A 16,794-nucleotide genomic window follows, 5' to 3' on the forward strand; every position below is an offset into this window, starting at 1 on the left:
CACGGGTCGATAGGGTGGGCGCATGCCGATCGACGCCTCCCTGGTCGGACGCGCCTTCCCCGCGACGCAGCCGCTGGCCGTGACCGAGGAGGCCGTCTCGGCCTTCGCGACGGCCGTCGGTGGCAGCGCCGGTGGAGCCGTCCCGCCGACCTTCCCCATCGTGGTGACCTTCGCCGCGCTCCAGGACTTCCTCGCCGCCGAGCAGGTCGAGCTGTCCCGGATCGTGCACGGCGACCAGCGCTTCCGGTACGAGCGGCCGGTCGTCGTCGGCGACGCGCTGACGGCGACCCTGACCGTGACCGGCGTCCGGTCCATCGGGGGCAACGACATCGTCAGCACGGCGAGCGAGATCACCGACGCCGCCGGCGCGCTCGTCTGCACGGCGACCGCGACCCTCGTCCACCGTGGAGGTGCCGCATGAGCGACCTGACGCCGGGTGCCGCGCTCGAGCCGCGCACCTACGAGATCACCCGGGCCGACCTCGTCGCCTACGCCCACGCCAGCGGCGACCACAACCCGATCCACCAGGACGAGTCGATCGCGCTCGCGGTCGGCCTGCCGGGCGTGATCGCGCACGGGATGTACACGCTGGCCCTCGTCGGCCGCGCGATCAGCGAGTGGACCGGGGACGCCGAGGTGCTCGAGCTGGGCGCGAAGTTCGTCGCGCCGGTCGTCGTCCCGGCCGAGGGGGCGGCGCGGGTGACCGTCGCCGGCACCGTCGGCGAGCGCAACGACGCCGGGCTGCTCACGCTGGCCCTCGAGATCACGAGCGACGGCACCAAGGTGCTCGGCGCCCCCAAGGTCACGGTCCGTGCCTGATCCCGCCCTGGCGGACCTCACCACGCTCCGCCTGGGAGGCCCCGGGCGGAGCTATGTCGCGGTGCCGGACGCCGACGCCCTGGTCGCCGCGGTGACCGAGGCCGACGCGGCCGGCGAGCCGGTCCTCCTGGTCGGCGGCGGCAGCAACCTCGTCGTCGCCGACGCGGGCTTCGCCGGCACGATCGTGCACATCACGTCCCGCGGCCGCGCCGTCGTCCCCGCGGACGACGACGCCGTCGAGGTCACCGTCGCCGCGGGCGAGCCCTGGGACGCCTTCGTCGCCCACGCCGTCGCCGAGGGCTGGACGGGCGTCGAGGCGCTCTCCGGCATCCCGGGCACCGTCGGTGCCACCCCGGTCCAGAACGTCGGCGCCTACGGCCAGGAGGTCGCCCAGACGATCTCCGCGGTCCGGGTCTGGGACCGGATGCTGCGCGGCGAGCGGACCTTCACCGCCGCCGAGTGCCGCTTCGGCTACCGCCACTCCCGGTTCAAGGCCGACCCGGCGCGCCACCTGGTCCTCGACGTCACCTTCCGGCTGCCGCGCGGCGAGCTGTCCGCGCCCGTCGGGTACGCCGAGCTCGCCCGCACCCTCGGCGTCGCCGTGGGGGAGCGCGCCCCCCTCGCCGACGTCCGGACGGCGGTCCTCGGGCTGCGCCGCGGCAAGGGCATGGTCCTCGACGCCGCCGACCACGACACGTGGAGCGCCGGCTCCTTCTTCACCAACCCCATCGTCGACCCGGACGTCGTGCCCGCCGGCGCGCCGTCGTACCCGCAGGGGGACGGCGTCGTGAAGACCAGCGCGGCCTGGCTCATCGAGCACGCCGGCTTCGGCAAGGGTTTCGGCCTCGACCGACCCGGCGCCCGGGTCTCGCTGTCGACCAAGCACACGCTGGCGCTGACCAACCGCGGCGGCGCGACCTCCGACGAGCTGCTGGCGCTCGCCCGCGAGGTGCGGGACGGGGTGGCCGCGCGCTACGGGATCACGCTGGTCAACGAGCCTGTGCTGATCGGCTGCGCGCTCTGAGGGTGCGGGGCTAGCGTCAGGCTCGCCCTCCGAGCCTCCACCCCCCCCACCTCAGCAGGAGCTCCTCCATGAAGTACCTCTCGGCGCGCCGCAGCGCCGCCGCACTGCTCGTCACGCCTGTCGCGCTGGCCGGCCTCGCCGCCGTCCCGGCGCCGGCGCTCGCGGCGCCCAACCTGAGTGTCGCCCTGCAGACCCAGTTCGACTTCGACGACGACGGCGCCGACTGCGCGGTCACGTTCGCCGACAACGCGCCGTCGAAGAGCCTCACCGACAACGGGGCCACCGTGACCCAGGCCTGGGCGGACACCGGGACGAGCGTCTCGGACGGGAACCCGGCCGACATCACCGACGTGGCCGCCTCGACCAGCATCGCGATGTCCGCGACGCCGATCGGCGCCGCCGGGGCCACGATCAAGGGCGCTGCCCGGGCGAGCGCGTCGGCCCGGCCGCGGCTGGCGACGTCGGTCTGCAAGGCCGACGCGCGGGCGCAGTCGACCGCCAGCGGGACGTTCGTGCTGGCCCAGCCGATGTGGGTGACCCTCTCGGCCCAGGGCAGCGGTCACGGCGCGATCCAGGTCGCGGCCGGCTCGATGGACGGACCGGCAGCCGTGCTGGCCGCCGACCGCGGCACCGGGACCGCGACCGCGCTCCTCCCGGCCGGTCCCCACATCGTCTCGGTGCTCGTCGGCGCCCACGCGACGACGGTGGGCCGGCGGGCGGCGTCCTACTCGGGCTCGTTCACCATCCGGCTCGCGCCGCTGGGCGAGGCCTCGCCGGTCACCGGCAACGGTCGCAGCCACGTCACGCTGGGTGCGCGCAGCTGCACGAGCAACACCGTCGCGGCCGGGCTCACCGGCAAGGTGAAGAAGGCGAAGAAGGTCGTGGTCGAGGTCAACGGGGCGAAGGCCGCGTCGTTCCAGGGCAAGAAGCTCAAGAAGCGGGCGTTCACGGTTCGTGCGGCGTCGCGCTCGAAGGCTCAGGTGACGGCGACGATCACGCTGCGCAACGGCAGGACCGTGAGCGTCAGCCGGTCGTACCTGCCCTGCTCCTGACCGTCGGCCGGGTCAGAGCAGAGCGGAGACCACCCAGGCGACGAGGCCCACCACGGCCGCCAGCACGGCGACCACCGCCAGCACGAGCAGCGCCGCGAGCACGGTCCCGGCGATGCCCGTGACCAGCGCGGCGGTCGCCAGGCCGGCGCCGCGGTGGGCTGCCGGGTCGTGCCGGATGGAGCGGCGGGCGCGCAGCGCGGTGCGGATCGCGAGCGGTGAGCAGATCGCCGCCGCGAACGAGACGATCGTGAACGGCGTCAGCAGGACGCCGACGAGGCCGGTGACGGCGAGCGTGAGGGCGACGACGGCCTGGGGGTGCGTGCTCGGGATCCGGTACGACGCACCGCCCTCGGGCACCGCGGACCCGAAGGCCGGCGGGCGGTAGGGCTCGTAGGACAGGCCGCTCATGGAGCCATCCTGCCCGGGCGGTGGTGACGCTACGCCTCGTCGGGCGCGGCGAGCCAGGCGTCGATGGCCGCGAGCGACGCGGCGACGACGTCCTGGGGCGCGCGGCTGGCGCGGAAGGACATCCGGGCGAGCTCGGCGAGCTGGTCGTCGCCGAGGCCGTGGGCGGCGCGCATGGTGGTGTACTGGCCGGCCAGGCGGGAGCCGAAGAGGAGCGGGTCGTCGGCACCGAGGGCCACGGTGGCGCCGGCCTCGAGGAGCGTCGGGAGCGGGACCGAGGTCAGGTCGGAGTAGACGCCGAGCGCGACGTTCGAGACCGGGCAGACCTCGAGGGCGACGCCGGCGTCGACGATCCGGGCGAGGAGGGCGGGGTCCTCGGCGGCGCGGACGCCGTGACCGAGCCGGTCGGCGTGGAGGGAGTCGAGGCACACGCGGATGTGCTCGGGCCCGCGCAGCTCGCCGCCGTGGGGGGCGAGCAGGAGGCCGGCCCGCTCGGCGATAGCGAAGGCGCCGGCGAACTCCGAGGTGCGGCCGCGGCGCTCGTCGTTGGAGAGGCCGAAGCCGACCACGCCGCGGCCGGCGTACTGGCCGGCGAGGCGGGCGAGCGTCCGCGCGTCGAGGGGGTGGCGGGTGCGGTTGGCGGCGATGACGACGGCGATCCCGAGGCCGGTGCGCTCCGAGGCGTCGCGGACCGCGTCGAGGACCAGGTCGGTGAAGGCGCTGATCCCGCCGAAGCGGGCGCCGTAGCCGCTGGGGTCGACCTGGATCTCCAGCCACCGGCCGCCGTCGGCGACGTCGTCCTCGGCGGCCTCGCGCACGAGACGTCGTACGTCGTCCTCGGTGCGCAGCACGGACCGGGCGACGTCGTACAGGCGCTGGAACCGGAACCAGCCCTTCTCGTCGGCCGCCGTCAGGTGCGGCGGCCACTCGGAGACGAGCGCGTCGGGGAGGTGGATGCCGTCGCGGGCCGCGAGCTCGAGGAGCGTCGCGTGCCGCATCGACCCGGTGAAGTGCAGGTGGAGGTGCGCCTTGGGCAACGCCTGGAGATCCCGCACGGCGCCATCGTAGGGGGAGCGGCTGTAACGTCGAGCACCCCTAGGGCCAAGAGGGGACATGAGCGACCAGCCCGACGACGTCCGGCGCATCGGGCACGACCCCGACGCGTTCGAGGCGTTCTACCGTGCCCACCTCGACCTGGTGCAGCGGTTCGTCGCGCGCCGGGTAAGCGACCCGCACCTCGCCGCCGACCTGACCGCCGACGTCTTCCTCGCCGCCGTCGACGCCGCAGCCGGCTACGACCCGCGCCGGGGAAGACCCGCGGCCTGGGTCACCGGGGTGGCCCGCAACGTCGTGGCGGGCGAGTTCCGCCGCCAGGGGCGCCAGCGCACCGCCGTCCGCAAGCTCGCCGGACGGCGCCTCCTCGACGCCGACAGCCTGGGCCGGATCGAGGAGCGGATCGACGCCGAGCGCGAGACCCGCCAGCTGTACGACGCCCTCGGCGCCCTGCGCCCCCGCGACCGCGCGCTCATGGAGCTGGTCGCGATCGAAGGGCTGTCGGTCACCGACGCGGCTGCCGTGCTGGGGGTGAAGCCGGCCACCGCGCGGGTCCGGCTGCACCGCAGCCGGCGCCTGGTCCAGTCCCACCTGCGGCCTCCGCACCCCCATGCCGTCGCGGAGGCCGCTCTCACCCCGGAGGTTCCGTCATGACGTCCACCTTGGACACGTTCGAGCAGTCCCTGCTCACCGAGCTGCGCCGGCACGTCGCCGAGCGCCCCGCCCCCCAGCTCCGCCGCCGGAGCCGGACCCGCCGGTGGGCCGCGACCGGCGCCGGACTCGTCGCCGCCGGATCGGTCGCGGCCGGCGCGGTGCTGCTGCAGCCCGGGCCCGCGTTCGCCGTCCAGGAGGAGGCGGACGGCGACATCGTGGTCACCATCGCCAGCCTGAAGGACGCCGACGGCCTCGAGCGGGCCCTGGAGGAGCACGGCGTCGAGGCAGAGGTCACCTACGGCGCCGACGACCTCCTGCCGGACGTGCGGGAGGTGCCGCCGCCCTCGGGCGACGACCCGGGGCCCCGCATGGAGACCGGGGGCGAGACCGCCGCCGAGCCGCCGGCCGGTCCGCTCGCCTGCGACGTGATCGCGGTCGAGCTGCGGGGCGGCGAGATCACCTTCCGGCTGCCGGCCGAGGCGGTCGCGGCGGCGTCCCCGCTGCAGATCCGGACCGCGGGGGAGACCGACGGCTGGTCGGCGATCGCGGTGCAGTGGGAGCGACCCGTCTGCTGACCCTTCGAGCCGGACTTGAACACGTTCAAAACCTGCCCTAGGCTGCACGCACCAAGGTTTTGAACGTGTTCAAGAAAGGATCGGCCATGAACTGGACCATCGCCAGCCACCTCACCTACCTCGGGGTGACCGTGCCGCTGACCATCTGGGTCGCGAGCACGCTCTCGCGCAACGGCCGGGTCTTCCTGGCCGACGTCTTCAAGGGCGACGAGGGCCTCGCCGACGCCGTCAACCGGCTGCTGGTCGTCGGGTTCTACCTGCTCAACCTCGGCTTCGTGACGCTCTTCGTGCGCAGCGGCCGGATCCACGACGCCGAGGGCCTCTTCGACTCGCTCAGCGTCAAGATCGGCGTCGTCCTGCTGACCCTGGGCGTGCTGCACTTCGTCAACGTCTGGGTGTTCAACCGGCTGCGCCGCCGGCACCGGATGGAGGAGCTCTACCGGGTGCCCCCGCCGCCGCCCCTCCCTCGCTACCCCCTGCCGGCCTACCCCGTGCCGCGCTGAGCGTCTCTAGGGTGGAGCCCGTGCCGGACACCCCGCGGACCCCCAAGGCGGCGCAGACACGTGCCGCCATCCTCGCCACCGCGCTCCGGCTCTTCCGCGAGGACGGCTACGACCGCACGACCATGCGCGCCGTCGCCAAGGAGGCGGGCGTCTCGCTCGGCAGCGCCTACTACTACTTCGCCTCCAAGGAGCACCTCGTCCAGGCGTTCTACGACGAGCTGCTCACCGAGCACCAGGCGGCCGTCGAGGAGGTCCTCGCCCGCGAGTCCGGCTTCGCCGCCCGGCTGCAGGGGAGCCTCGAGGCCTGGCTCGCGGTCGCCGCCCCGCACCACGCGTTCGCAGCGCAGTTCTTCCGCAACGCCGCCGACCCGGCCAGCCCGCTCTCGCCGTTCAGCGCCGAGTCCGCCCCCGCCCGCGACGGCAGCATCGCACTCATGCGCCGCCTCCTCGACGGCTCCGACGCGAAGGTCTCCCGCGCCCTCCAGGCGCAGCTGCCCGACCTGCTCTGGCTGCTGCAGATGGGCGTCGTCCTCTTCTGGGTGTACGACGCCAGCGACGACCAGCGCCGGACCCGGACCCTCGTGCGCGGCCTGGTCCCCCTCGTCGACCGGCTGGTCCGGATGAGCCGGCTGCCGGTGCTGCGCGGCGTCGTGGACGACGTCCTGGCGCTCGTCGCCTCGCTGCGGACCTGAGCGACCCTGGCCGCCGTTGGGTTCGGTCCGTACTTTGGTCGGCACCGGGTGCATCTGTAGAGTGCTCTCTGGTGGATCTTCCACATGGTCGGTCGCGCCCTCAACCAGGGTGCGCGCGACCGGGAGAAGCCGCGGAGGGCACTAGCTCAACTGGCAGAGCATCGGTCTCCAAAACCGAAGGTTGGGGGTTCAAGTCCCTCGTGCCCTGCAAGAGATGACGAAGCTGCTGGCACTGGCCAGCACGACAAGTGAGAAGGTGAGCAGCGTGGCGGATGCTCCGGCAGTCCGTGGGGGCCGCAAGGACTCCTCGGGCGGCAAGCAGCCCGAGAAGCGCACCGGTCCGGTGACCTTCTACCGCCAGGTGGTCGCCGAGCTCCGCAAGGTCGTCTACCCGACCCGCGAGCAGCTGGGCACCTACTTCATCGTCGTCATCGTCTTCGTCCTCGTGATGATCGCGCTCGTGTCCGTGCTCGACCTCGCGCTGGGCAAGCTCGCGTTCCAGATCTTCACGGGCGCGGACGACATCTGACGGGGCGGGCGCACTCGCGCCCCGCCTCGTGACCCGTACGAAACAACTGATGGAGCAGCACGTGTCCGAGCAGTACGACCCGGCCCACGACGCCGAGGACACCGCCGCCGCCGAGGCCTTCGCGGCCGCCGAGCTCGCCGACGAGGCGGTCGACGAGACCGCTGACGTCGAGGCCGACGTCGACATCGACGTCGAGGCCGAGGTGCAGGCCGAGGCCGACGACGAGACCGACGTCGAGCCCGCGGCGGACGAGTCCGAGCCCACCGACGAGGCCGAGGCCGCCGACGAGACCGAGCCCGAGGACCAGGACCCGCTCGAGGCCTTCCGCCGCGAGCTGTGGGCCAAGCCCGGCGACTGGTTCGTGGTGCACACCTACTCCGGCATGGAGAACCGGGTGAAGCAGAACCTCGAGAACCGGATCCACTCCCTCAACATGGAGGACTACATCCACGAGATCGTGGTCCCCACCGAGGAGGTCGCCGAGATCAAGAACGGCCAGCGCAAGATGGTCAAGCGCACCGTTCTCCCCGGCTACGTCCTGGTCCGGATGGACCTCACCGACGAGTCCTGGGCCGCCGTGCGGCACACGCCGTCGGTCACCGGGTTCGTGGGGCACTCCCACCAGCCGGTCCCGCTGAGCATGGACGAGGTCGAGAAGATGCTCGCCCCGGCCGTGGTCACCGCGGCCGCTGCCGAGGCCGAGGCCGCCGCGGCCACCTCGACCGGGGGCACCGCCACCGCGCCGGCCAAGAAGCCGATCGAGGTCGCCGACTTCGGCGTCAACGACTCCGTCCTCATCGTCGACGGCGCCTTCGCGACGCTGCACGCGACGATCACCGAGATCAACGCCGAGGCCCAGCGGGTCAAGGCGCTGGTCGAGATCTTCGGCCGGGAGACCCCGGTCGAGCTCAGCTTCGGCCAGATCCAGCGGGTCTGACCGAGCGGCCCCGCGCGGGCCGCGATTTCGCCGTCCGCGCGTGGGCGCGGAAGAATGTCTGGGTTGCCCGGTCCCTCGTGGGCCGGTGACGCAGGTGGCAGAGGCGTACGACGTGCGCCTCGTCATGACCACGAGAAGAAAGAGAGGGCACAGGAATGCCTCCCAAGAAGAAGATCGCCGCACTGGTCAAGGTGCAGCTGCAGGCCGGCTCGGCGACCCCGGCTCCGCCGGTCGGTACCGCCCTCGGTCCGCACGGCGTGAACATCATGGACTTCTGCAAGGCGTACAACGCGCAGACCGAGTCCATGCGCGGCAACGTCATCCCGGTCGAGATCACGATCTACGAGGACCGGTCCTTCGACTTCATCACGAAGACCCCGCCGGCCGCGGAGCTGATCAAGAAGGCCGCCGGCCTCAAGAAGGGCTCGGGCGTCCCGCACAAGGAGAAGGTCGGCAAGCTGACCAAGGACCAGGTGCGCGAGATCGCCACGACCAAGCTCCCCGACCTCAACGCCAACGACGTCGACGCCGCCATGAAGATCGTGGAGGGCACCGCCCGCTCCATGGGCGTCACCGTCGAGGGCGCCTGAACCACTGTGGGAGGGCCGCGCTGGCCCGCTGACCACATCTCCTGAAAGCAGAGGACCACTGATGCAGCGCAGCAAGACCTACCGCGCGGCTGCCGAGACGTTCGACAAGAACGAGCTCTACGCGCCGCTCGCCGCGATCAAGATCGCGAAGACCAGCAGCAAGAAGAAGTTCGACGAGACCGTGGACGTCGTGTTCCGCCTCGGCGTCGACCCCCGCAAGGCGGACCAGATGGTGCGCGGCACCGTCAACCTGCCGCACGGCACGGGCAAGACCGCCCGCGTCCTCGTGTTCGCCAACGGCGACAAGGCCGACGCCGCCCGTGAGGCCGGCGCCGACTTCGTCGGCAGCGACGAGCTCATCGACAAGGTCGCCGGCGGCTGGACCGACTTCGACGCCGTGGTCGCGACCCCGGACCTCATGGGCAAGGTCGGCCGCCTCGGCCGCGTGCTCGGTCCCCGTGGCCTCATGCCGAACCCGAAGGTCGGCACCGTGACGCCGGACCCGGCCAAGGCCGTCTCCGACATCAAGGGCGGAAAGATCGAGTTCCGCGTCGACCGCCACGCCAACCTGCACTTCATCATCGGCAAGGCGTCCTTCTCCGAGCAGCAGCTCGCCGAGAACTACGCCGCTGCCCTCGAGGAGGTGCTGCGGCTCAAGCCGGCCAGCTCCAAGGGCCGCTACCTGAAGAAGGTCACCGTCTCCACGACCATGGGCCCCGGCGTCCAGGTCGACCCCAACCGCATCAAGAACGTCGCGGCTGAGGACGAGGCCTGATCCAGGCACCAGTCAAGGACGACGCCCGCCGCTCCCCTCGGGGACGGCGGGCGTCGTGCTTCTCGGCGGGCGGCCTAGGGTGACGGCGTGAAGCCTGCCCTCGGGATCCTCGCGGCGCTCACCGCCCTGACCGCCCTGGCCGGTCTGTCTGGCTGCACCTCCGATCCCGCACCCGACGCGGTGCCGGAGCCCGGGCTCACTACGGCGCCGCCGGGCCACGAGGAGCTCTCGCCCGGCTGGGACGAGAGCCCCGACGAGCCCGCGCCGACCCCCGACGACAGGCTCGACGACGCCGCACTGACCGCGCTGCTGCGGACCCGGGCCACGGCGTCCGGTGCGGACCACTGTGCCGCCGGCCAGGTCACCGTCACGCTCGAGGGCTACGACCAGGCGGCGGGGCACCGCTACAGCCGGGTCGTGGTCCGCAACAGCGGTGACGAGCCGTGCGTGGTCGAGGGCGTGCCCGGCGTCGGTGCGCGCGGCGACTGGGGGACGACGTTCGTCAACGAGGTCGGCCGCGGCTCGTCCGACGTCCCTGCCGAGCCGGTGCGGCTGGCCCCCGGGGAGCGGGCGTCGAGCGACCTGGAGTGGACCGGCGACCTGGCCGGTGCCGCACCCGGGTCCGAGCGCATCTCGCTGCTGGTGCTCCAGCTCGCGCGCGGTCAGGTACCGGTCGCGGTGCCGGCGCGGATCGCCGGGGACACCCCCGACGACCCGCCGCTCGACATCGGGCCGCTCACCACGCTGCGGCTCGCTCCGTTCAGGCGCTGAGCTTCTCGAGCGCCGCCAGCTCGACGCACACCGCGACGCCGGCCATCGCCGCCTCGACCTCGGCGAGCACCGGGAACGTGGGGGCGAGGCGGATGTTGCGGTCGTTCGGGTCGTTGCTGTGCGGGAACGCCGAGCCCGCCGGGGTCAGCGCGATGCCGGCCTCCTTGGCGAGCGCGACCACCCGGGACGCCGTCCCGTCGAGCACGTCGAGGTTGACGAAGTAGCCGCCCGTCGGCACCGTCCACTCGGCGATGCCGAGCCCGCTCAGGCGCGACGACAGCGCATCCTCGACCGCCGCGAACTTCGGGGCGATGAGGTCGCGGTGCTTGCGCATGTGGGCGCGGACGCCGTCGGCGTCGCCGAAGAACTCGACGTGGCGCAGGTGGTTGACCTTGTCCGGGCCGATGGACCCGAAGCCGAGGCGCTGCAGGTACCACGCCTTGTTCTCCGGGGACGCCGCCAGCGCGGCGACGCCGGCGCCGGCGAACGTGATCTTGGACGTCGACGCGAACATGATCGGCCGGTTCGGGTGGCCCGAGGCCGCGGCGAGGCCGAGCGCGTCGGCGCTCTTGATCTCGTCGTCGGTGAGGTGGTGGACGGCGTACGCGTTGTCCCAGAAGATCCGGAAGTCCGGCGCCGCGGTCGGCATCGCCATCAGCTCGGCGGCGACCTCGGCGGAGCAGACCGCACCGGTCGGGTTGGCGTACGTCGGGACGATCCACAGGCCCTTGACGGCCGGGTCGTCGGCGACGAGGCGGCGCACGGCGACCGGATCGGGGCCGTCGGGGGTCATCGGGACCGGCAGCATCTCGATGCCGAGCTCGGCCAGCATCGTGAAGTGGCGGTCGTAGCCGGGCACCGGGCAGACGAACTTCACGACCGGCTCCTCGCCCCACGGACGGGGGGAGTCCGGGCCACCCTTGAGCAGCAGCGCGGTGAGCACCTGGTGCATCATCGTCAGGCTCGAGTTGCCGCCGCACACGACGCTCGCCACGTCGACCGAGAGCAGGTCGGCGAAGATCTCGCGCATCTCGGTCAGGCCCTCGAGCCCGCCGTAGTTGCGGACGTCCGTGCCCGACCGGTCGCGGAAGGACGACGGCAGGCCCAGCAGGTCGTTGGACAGGTCGAGCTGGTCGGCGCCCGGCTTCCCGCGCGTCAGGTCCAGCGTCAGGCCGCGGGCCTTGAGGTCGTCGTACGCGCCACGCACCGTCGTGAGGCGGGTGGCGAGCTCGTCGGCGGAGAGGGCGGACAGCGGCTGCGCGGAGGTGGTCACGGGACCATCGTGCCAAGTCCGCGCGCCGCGCGCGCGTCCGGTCCGTCCTGGAGCCTGGCGGCGGCGCCGTCCGGACCTCAGAGCTCGCCGCGCTCGCGGCGCAGCGCCACCATGTCGGCGGTCCGCTGGCGCAGCGCCGCGACGTCCTCGCGGTAGGCCGTCGCGAGGTCGGTGCCGAGCTCGTCGACCTCGCCCGTCGTGGACCAGGTCAGCACCACGCTGCCGTCCGGGCGCAGGCCCCAGGTGCGGTCGCCGTCGCCGTGGACGACGAACGCCGGGACGACGTCGGTGATGCCGGCCTCGCGCAGCTGCAGCGCCCGGACCTCGATCGACGCCCACCCCGGCAGGTCCTCGCCGCCGACCCCGAGCACCACCAGGCCGGGCCAGAACGTCCAGGCCGGGCCCACGTCGTACGGCTCGGCGGGCGGCCACAGCTCGGTGCGCGCGAGCACCGCCAGGCCGTTGAGCCGGTCGCCGAGGAGGTCGCGCAGGGGCGCCGGCACCCGCAAACCGAGGGCCGCCTCGAGCGCCGCCACCTGCTCGTCGGTCGCGGGGCCGGCGGCGACGATCTCGTACTCGTCGCGTCCGGTCTCCTGGAGGGCGTCGATCAGCTGGTCGCGCAGGCCGGGCGTGGGGGAGTCGCTCATGCCGGCACCGTCCCCGGCGCCCGCGGCAGCAAACGCGCAGGGTCGCCGATTTGGCCGAGCGCGCCGGGCGCCGTACCGTTGCCGACTGAAACCTTAAGACCGCCGGTCGTCCGGGCTCCCAGCCCTGACCGAAGGTGCCGCCGAGAGGCGGACGGCCTGCGCAGGGGATCAGAGCAAGAACAAGGTGCATCGCAAGGTGCACGCTGTCCACGCCCTGAGCGCCTGCGCTCGGGGCGTTCGTCATTCTGACGGGTCCTTCGCGGTGGTAACCACTGGAAGGAGACCCATGGCGCGGGCAGACAAGCAGGCCGCCGTCGCGGAGATCGCTGAGTCCTTCAGCGAGTCCGCTGGCGCTGTGCTGACCGAGTACCGCGGTCTCACCGTCAAGGAGCTGCAGGACCTTCGCCGCTCCCTCGGTGCGAACGCCAACTACGCCGTGGTCAAGAACACGCTGGCCAAGCTCGCCGCCACGGAGGCGGGCATCGAGGGCTTCGACGAGCTCCTCACCGGCCCGACCGCCATCGCCTTCATCAAGGGCGACGTCGTCGAGGCCGCCAAGGGCCTGCGTGACTTTGCCAAGGCGAACCCCACCCTCGTGATCAAGGGTGGCGTTCTGGACGGCAACCTCCTCGACGCGAAGGAGATCGCCAAGCTGGCCGATCTCGAGTCGCGCGAGGTGCTCCTGGGCAAGCTGGCGGGCGCGATGCTCGCTTCGCTCAGCCAGGCCGTCTACCTCCTCAACGCCCCGCTCGCCCAGGCTGCCCGGCTCGCCGGTGCCCTGGAGGCGAAGGCCCAGGAGGACCCCTCGATCCTCGCAGGTGGTGCCGGTACGCCGGCCGCTGCCGAGGAGACCCCGGCTGCCGACGAGGCCGCCGCCGAGGAGGCCCCCGAGGCCCCCGAGGCTGCCGCCGACGAGGCCGCCGACTCCGCCGACGCCTGATTCCAGGCCGACGTACCACCACCTGAAACCCGGTCCGCGTCCGCGGGCCACAAGCACCAAGAAGGAGACGCCACCATGGCGAAGCTCACCACCGACGAGCTCCTCGACGCGTTCAAGGAGATGACCCTCATCGAGCTCTCCGAGTTCGTGAAGCAGTTCGAGGAGACCTTCGGCGTCACCGCCGCCGCCCCGGTCGCCGTTGCCGCCGCTCCCGCCGCCGGCGGTGCCGCGGGCGGTGCCGAGGAGGCCGCTGCCCAGGACGAGTTCGACGTCATCCTCGAGGCCGCTGGTGACAAGAAGATCAACGTCATCAAGGAGGTCCGCGCGCTGACCTCCCTCGGTCTCAAGGAGGCCAAGGACCTCGTCGAGGGCGCCCCGAAGGCGATCCTCGAGAAGGTCAACAAGGAGGCCGCTGACAAGGCCAAGGAGGCGCTCGAGGGCGCCGGCGCCACCGTCACCCTCAAGTGATCTCCTCCGGTCACCTCGCCCCCTCCGGGGCGGCGTAGGCGGCCGGACAGCATCGCAGGCACGAGGCGGATCCCTCCGGGGATCCGCCTCGTGCTGTTTTTTGCCGCGAAGTGCGCGGGTTGCGGGTCCGAAGTACGCCGGTTGCGGGGTCGAGGTGCGGAGCCGATCCGGCAACGCGCACCTCGACCCCGCAAGTCACCCACTTCGCGCCCGCAACCGGCGCACCTCGCGCCCGCAACCGGCGCACTTCGCGGGGGGAGACCGGCTAGCACTACTCGCGAGTTGGACGCTAGAGCTACTCGTCAGTACTTTGCGGGTCTCGATGGTCGGGTAGGCGTGACGCATGCCACGGATGCCGCGTAACGTGCGCCACGTGGCTGCGTTGTTCCTACGCAGCCTGCGGGCCGCGAGCGGACGAGGGAGAGGTCAATCATGGGCGTCGACGTACAGGTGACGAACCTGACGAAGCAGTTCGGGAAGCAGCTCATCTGGAAGGGTGTGTCGCTGACCCTGCCTGCGGGCGAGATCTCGGTGATGCTGGGCCCGTCGGGTACTGGCAAGTCCGTCTTCCTCAAGGCGCTCATCGGCCTGATCAAGCCCGACGAGGGCTCGATCGTGATCGAGGGCACCGACATCGCCTCGTGCTCCGAGAAGGAGCTCTACGAGATCCGCAAGCTGTTCGGCGTGCTGTTCCAGGACGGCGCGATGTTCGGCTCGATGAACCTGTTCGACAACGTCGCCTTCCCGCTGCGCGAGCACACCAAGAAGTCCGAGTCCGAGATCCGTGACATCGTCATGGAGAAGATGGACATGGTCGGTCTGCTCGGCGCCGAGGACAAGCTGCCCGGTGAGATCTCCGGCGGCATGCGCAAGCGGGCCGGGCTGGCCCGCGCGCTGGTGCTCGACCCCGAGATCCTGCTGATCGACGAGCCCGACTCGGGCCTCGACCCGGTGCGCACGTCGTTCATCAACCAGCTCTTCGTCGACCTCAACGCGCAGATCGACGCGACCTTCCTCATCGTCACCCACGACATCCACAGCGTGCGGGTGGTGCCGGACCAGATCGGTCTGCTCTACCACAAGCACCTGGCGATGTACGGGCCGCGCGAGATGCTGCTGTCCTCGGACGAGCCCGTCGTGCGCCAGTTCCTCAACGCGCAGACGATCGGGCCGATCGGCATGTCGGAGGAGAAGGACGCCGACCAGCTGGAGGCCGAGAAGGACATGGACCTGCCGCCGCTGCCGCCGATCCCGCTCCAGATGGAGCCCTCCAACGGCATCCCGCGCCGGGCGCAGGCCGAGCCGGGTGCCTGGTGCCGGGCCAACGGCATCACGCCGCCGCCGGGCTCGTTCACGCGCGAGGCCGAGCACGCCGCGGGGCAGCAGCAGAGCTGAGCCGGCCGGCGCGGGCGCAGCGAAGAACGAGACGAGGAGACCGGGATCAGTACGGAAAGGGGCGGTAGGTGTCGCTGACCGCTGCACGTGTCATCGCCCCACTCGGTACGGCGGGCAAGCTCTTCGCCTTCGCGCTCGACGTCGGTCGCGGGCTCTTCCGGCGACCCTTCCAGACGCGGGAGTTCATCCAGCAGGCCTGGTTCATCGCCTCGGTCACGATCATCCCGACGGCGCTGGTCGCCATCCCGTTCGGCGCGGTCATCGCGCTGCAGGTCGGTGGCCTGATCAAGCAGTTCGGCGCCCAGTCGTTCACCGGCTCGGCGTCGGTGCTGGCGGTCATCCAGCAGGCCGGGCCGATCGCGACGGCGCTGCTGATCGCGGGCGCCGGCGGCTCGGCGATCGCGGCCGACCTCGGCGCGCGCAAGATCCGCGAAGAGCTCGACGCGATGATGGTGCTGGGCATCGACCCGATCCAGCGGCTCGTCGTGCCCCGGGTGCTCGCCTGCATGCTCGTCGCGGTCTTCCTCAACGGCATGGTGAGCGTCGTCGGCGTGGCCGGCGGCTACGTCTTCAACGTCATCCTCCAAGACGGTACGCCGGGCGCGTACCTCGCGAGCTTCACCGCGCTCGCCCAGCTGCCGGACGTCTGGATCGGCATGATCAAGGCGCTCGTCTTCGGCCTGATCGCCGCGATCGTGGCCGCCTACAAGGGCATGAACGCCGCCGGCGGCCCGAAGGGTGTCGGCGACGCGGTCAACGAGTCGGTCGTCATCACCTTCCTCCTCCTGTTCGTCGTCAACTTCACCCTGAGCACGATCTACCTGCAGGTCGTGCCCCCGAAGACGGGTTAGCGACGACATGGCGAACATCAAGGCGATCTACGACCGGCCGATGAAGGGCCTGGACAACCTCGGCCACGAGCTGTCCTTCTACCTCAAGGTCCTCCTCGCGCTGCCCCGGTCGGTCAAGCGCTACCCGCGCGAGATCCTGCGCATCCTCGCCGAGGTCACCCTCGGCTCGGGTGCGCTCGCGGTCATCGGCGGCACGGTCGGCGTCATCATCGGCATGACGTTCTTCACCGGCGCCCAGGTCGGGCTCTCCGGCTACGCCGCGCTCAACCAGCTCGGGACGGCGGCCTTCTCCGGCTTCGTCTCCGCCTACTTCAACACCCGCGAGATCGCGCCGCTGGTCGCCGGCATCGCGCTCGCGGCAACGGTCGGCTGCGGCTTCACCGCCCAGCTCGGCGCCATGCGGATCTCCGAGGAGATCGACGCCGTCGAGGTGATGGCGATCCCGTCGATGCAGTTCCTGGTCACCACGCGGGTGATCGGCGGCCTGATCGCCATCGTCCCCCTGTACGTCGTGGGCCTGCTGTCGTCCTACGTCGCGAGCCGGCTGGTGGTCACCCAGTTCTACGGGCAGTCGTCCGGCACCTACGACCACTACTTCAACCAGTTCCTGCCACCCGGCGACGTGCTGTGGTCCTTCGGCAAGGTGCTGGTCTTCGCTGTGGTCGTCATCCTCATCCACTGCTACCACGGCTACACCGCCTCCGGCGGCCCGGCCGGGGTGGGCGTGGCCGTGGGTCGCGCGGTGCGGACGAGCATCGTGGCGATCAACGTGATCGACCTCTTCCTGTCGATGGCCATCTGGGGTGCCTCCACGACCGTCCGGCTGGCGGGGTGAGGCGAC

General features: G+C 72.0%; 22 protein-coding genes and 1 tRNA gene. 19 read left to right on the forward strand and 4 right to left on the reverse strand.

The window, feature by feature from the left end; genetic code table 11:
- Positions 1-22: 22 nt before the first annotated feature.
- The 4 genes from BM223_RS26995 (at position 23) to BM223_RS27010 (ending at position 2,895) form a co-directional block, all read left to right on the forward strand.
- Positions 23-421 (forward strand): FAS1-like dehydratase domain-containing protein, encoded by a 399-nt coding sequence (locus BM223_RS26995; RefSeq protein ID WP_038676911.1) that lies wholly within the window; start codon positions 23-25, stop codon positions 419-421.
- Positions 418-819: a MaoC/PaaZ C-terminal domain-containing protein gene (locus BM223_RS27000; RefSeq protein ID WP_038676913.1), complete on the forward strand. Its 402-nt coding sequence runs from the start codon at positions 418-420 to the stop codon at positions 817-819. The genes BM223_RS26995 and BM223_RS27000 overlap by 4 nt, the downstream gene beginning before the upstream one ends.
- The gene (locus BM223_RS27005) at positions 812-1,843 is read left to right on the forward strand and encodes a UDP-N-acetylmuramate dehydrogenase (RefSeq protein ID WP_038676915.1); all 1,032 of its coding nucleotides are present in this window, start codon (positions 812-814) and stop codon (positions 1,841-1,843) included. The genes BM223_RS27000 and BM223_RS27005 overlap by 8 nt, the downstream gene beginning before the upstream one ends.
- A 68-nt stretch (positions 1,844-1,911) precedes the next feature.
- Complete coding sequence (locus BM223_RS27010; RefSeq protein WP_038676916.1) at positions 1,912-2,895, forward strand: hypothetical protein; 984 nt, start codon at positions 1,912-1,914, stop codon at positions 2,893-2,895.
- Between the two features lie 12 nt (positions 2,896-2,907).
- On the opposite strand, the gene BM223_RS27015 is transcribed toward BM223_RS27010, so the two are convergent.
- Together BM223_RS27015 and BM223_RS27020 are read right to left on the reverse strand one after the other, a co-directional pair.
- Positions 2,908-3,303 carry a hypothetical protein gene (locus BM223_RS27015; protein WP_038676919.1) on the reverse strand — a complete coding sequence of 132 codons (396 nt, stop codon included), beginning with the start codon at positions 3,301-3,303 and terminating at the stop codon, positions 2,908-2,910.
- A gap of 29 nt (positions 3,304-3,332) precedes the next feature.
- Positions 3,333-4,355 carry an adenosine deaminase gene (locus tag BM223_RS27020; RefSeq protein ID WP_038676921.1) on the reverse strand — a complete coding sequence of 341 codons (1,023 nt, stop codon included), beginning with the start codon at positions 4,353-4,355 and terminating at the stop codon, positions 3,333-3,335.
- 58 nt (positions 4,356-4,413) lie between these two features.
- Between BM223_RS27020 and BM223_RS27025 the strand changes: the two genes are divergently transcribed.
- The 10 genes from BM223_RS27025 (at position 4,414) to BM223_RS27070 (ending at position 10,379) form a co-directional block, all read left to right on the forward strand.
- Positions 4,414-5,007 carry an RNA polymerase sigma factor gene (locus BM223_RS27025; protein WP_038676923.1) on the forward strand — a complete coding sequence of 198 codons (594 nt, stop codon included), beginning with the start codon at positions 4,414-4,416 and terminating at the stop codon, positions 5,005-5,007.
- On the forward strand, positions 5,004-5,582 hold the full coding sequence (locus BM223_RS27030; RefSeq protein WP_052138233.1) for a hypothetical protein: 579 nt from the start codon (positions 5,004-5,006) through the stop codon (positions 5,580-5,582). Before BM223_RS27025 ends, BM223_RS27030 begins: the two co-directional genes overlap by 4 nt.
- A gap of 86 nt (positions 5,583-5,668) precedes the next feature.
- Complete coding sequence (locus tag BM223_RS27035; RefSeq protein WP_038676924.1) at positions 5,669-6,085, forward strand: hypothetical protein; 417 nt, start codon at positions 5,669-5,671, stop codon at positions 6,083-6,085.
- Between the two features lie 20 nt (positions 6,086-6,105).
- Positions 6,106-6,777 (forward strand): TetR/AcrR family transcriptional regulator, encoded by a 672-nt coding sequence (locus BM223_RS27040; RefSeq protein ID WP_038676926.1) that lies wholly within the window; start codon positions 6,106-6,108, stop codon positions 6,775-6,777.
- Positions 6,778-6,912: 135 nt separating this feature from the next.
- A tRNA-Trp gene (locus tag BM223_RS27045) sits at positions 6,913-6,985 on the forward strand.
- Between the two features lie 6 nt (positions 6,986-6,991).
- Positions 6,992-7,306, forward strand: a complete 315-nt coding sequence (secE, locus tag BM223_RS27050; protein ID WP_082003540.1) for a preprotein translocase subunit SecE — start codon at positions 6,992-6,994, stop codon at positions 7,304-7,306.
- 49 nt (positions 7,307-7,355) lie between these two features.
- Positions 7,356-8,243: a transcription termination/antitermination protein NusG gene (nusG, locus tag BM223_RS27055; RefSeq protein ID WP_083427868.1), complete on the forward strand. Its 888-nt coding sequence runs from the start codon at positions 7,356-7,358 to the stop codon at positions 8,241-8,243.
- A gap of 155 nt (positions 8,244-8,398) precedes the next feature.
- Positions 8,399-8,833, forward strand: coding sequence for a 50S ribosomal protein L11 (gene rplK / locus BM223_RS27060; RefSeq protein ID WP_038676928.1), 435 nt, complete (start codon positions 8,399-8,401; stop codon positions 8,831-8,833).
- A gap of 61 nt (positions 8,834-8,894) precedes the next feature.
- Complete coding sequence (gene rplA, locus BM223_RS27065) at positions 8,895-9,608, forward strand: 50S ribosomal protein L1 (RefSeq protein ID WP_038676930.1); 714 nt, start codon at positions 8,895-8,897, stop codon at positions 9,606-9,608.
- 87 nt (positions 9,609-9,695) lie between these two features.
- Entirely contained in the window at positions 9,696-10,379 is a 684-nt protein-coding gene (locus BM223_RS27070) for a DUF4232 domain-containing protein (RefSeq protein WP_052138234.1), read from the forward strand.
- Here BM223_RS27070 and BM223_RS29990 read toward each other — a convergent pair.
- A complete protein-coding gene (locus BM223_RS29990) occupies positions 10,369-11,652 on the reverse strand; it encodes an aspartate aminotransferase type Ic (protein WP_038676932.1) in 1,284 nt (427 codons plus the stop codon). The genes BM223_RS27070 and BM223_RS29990 overlap by 11 nt on opposite strands.
- 77 nt (positions 11,653-11,729) lie before the next feature.
- Positions 11,730-12,299 (reverse strand): SMI1/KNR4 family protein, encoded by a 570-nt coding sequence (locus BM223_RS29995; protein ID WP_052138235.1) that lies wholly within the window; start codon positions 12,297-12,299, stop codon positions 11,730-11,732.
- A 286-nt stretch (positions 12,300-12,585) separates the two neighbouring features.
- On the opposite strand from BM223_RS29995, the gene rplJ reads away from it, so the two are divergent.
- From rplJ to BM223_RS27105, 5 genes are all read left to right on the forward strand, one after another.
- On the forward strand, positions 12,586-13,239 hold the full coding sequence (gene rplJ / locus BM223_RS27085; protein ID WP_038676933.1) for a 50S ribosomal protein L10: 654 nt from the start codon (positions 12,586-12,588) through the stop codon (positions 13,237-13,239).
- Between the two features lie 75 nt (positions 13,240-13,314).
- Complete coding sequence (rplL, locus tag BM223_RS27090; protein ID WP_038676935.1) at positions 13,315-13,707, forward strand: 50S ribosomal protein L7/L12; 393 nt, start codon at positions 13,315-13,317, stop codon at positions 13,705-13,707.
- A 432-nt stretch (positions 13,708-14,139) separates the two neighbouring features.
- A complete protein-coding gene (locus BM223_RS27095) occupies positions 14,140-15,102 on the forward strand; it encodes an ABC transporter ATP-binding protein (protein ID WP_038676937.1) in 963 nt (320 codons plus the stop codon).
- A gap of 68 nt (positions 15,103-15,170) precedes the next feature.
- Positions 15,171-15,953, forward strand: coding sequence for an MlaE family ABC transporter permease (locus tag BM223_RS27100; RefSeq protein ID WP_038676940.1), 783 nt, complete (start codon positions 15,171-15,173; stop codon positions 15,951-15,953).
- Between the two features lie 7 nt (positions 15,954-15,960).
- The gene (locus BM223_RS27105; protein WP_038676941.1) at positions 15,961-16,788 is read left to right on the forward strand and encodes an MlaE family ABC transporter permease; all 828 of its coding nucleotides are present in this window, start codon (positions 15,961-15,963) and stop codon (positions 16,786-16,788) included.
- The last annotated feature ends 6 nt before the right edge of the window (positions 16,789-16,794 follow it).

This window comes from Pimelobacter simplex, from assembly GCF_900114845.1.
Taxonomy (GTDB): Bacteria; Actinomycetota; Actinomycetes; order Propionibacteriales; family Nocardioidaceae; genus Nocardioides; species Nocardioides simplex.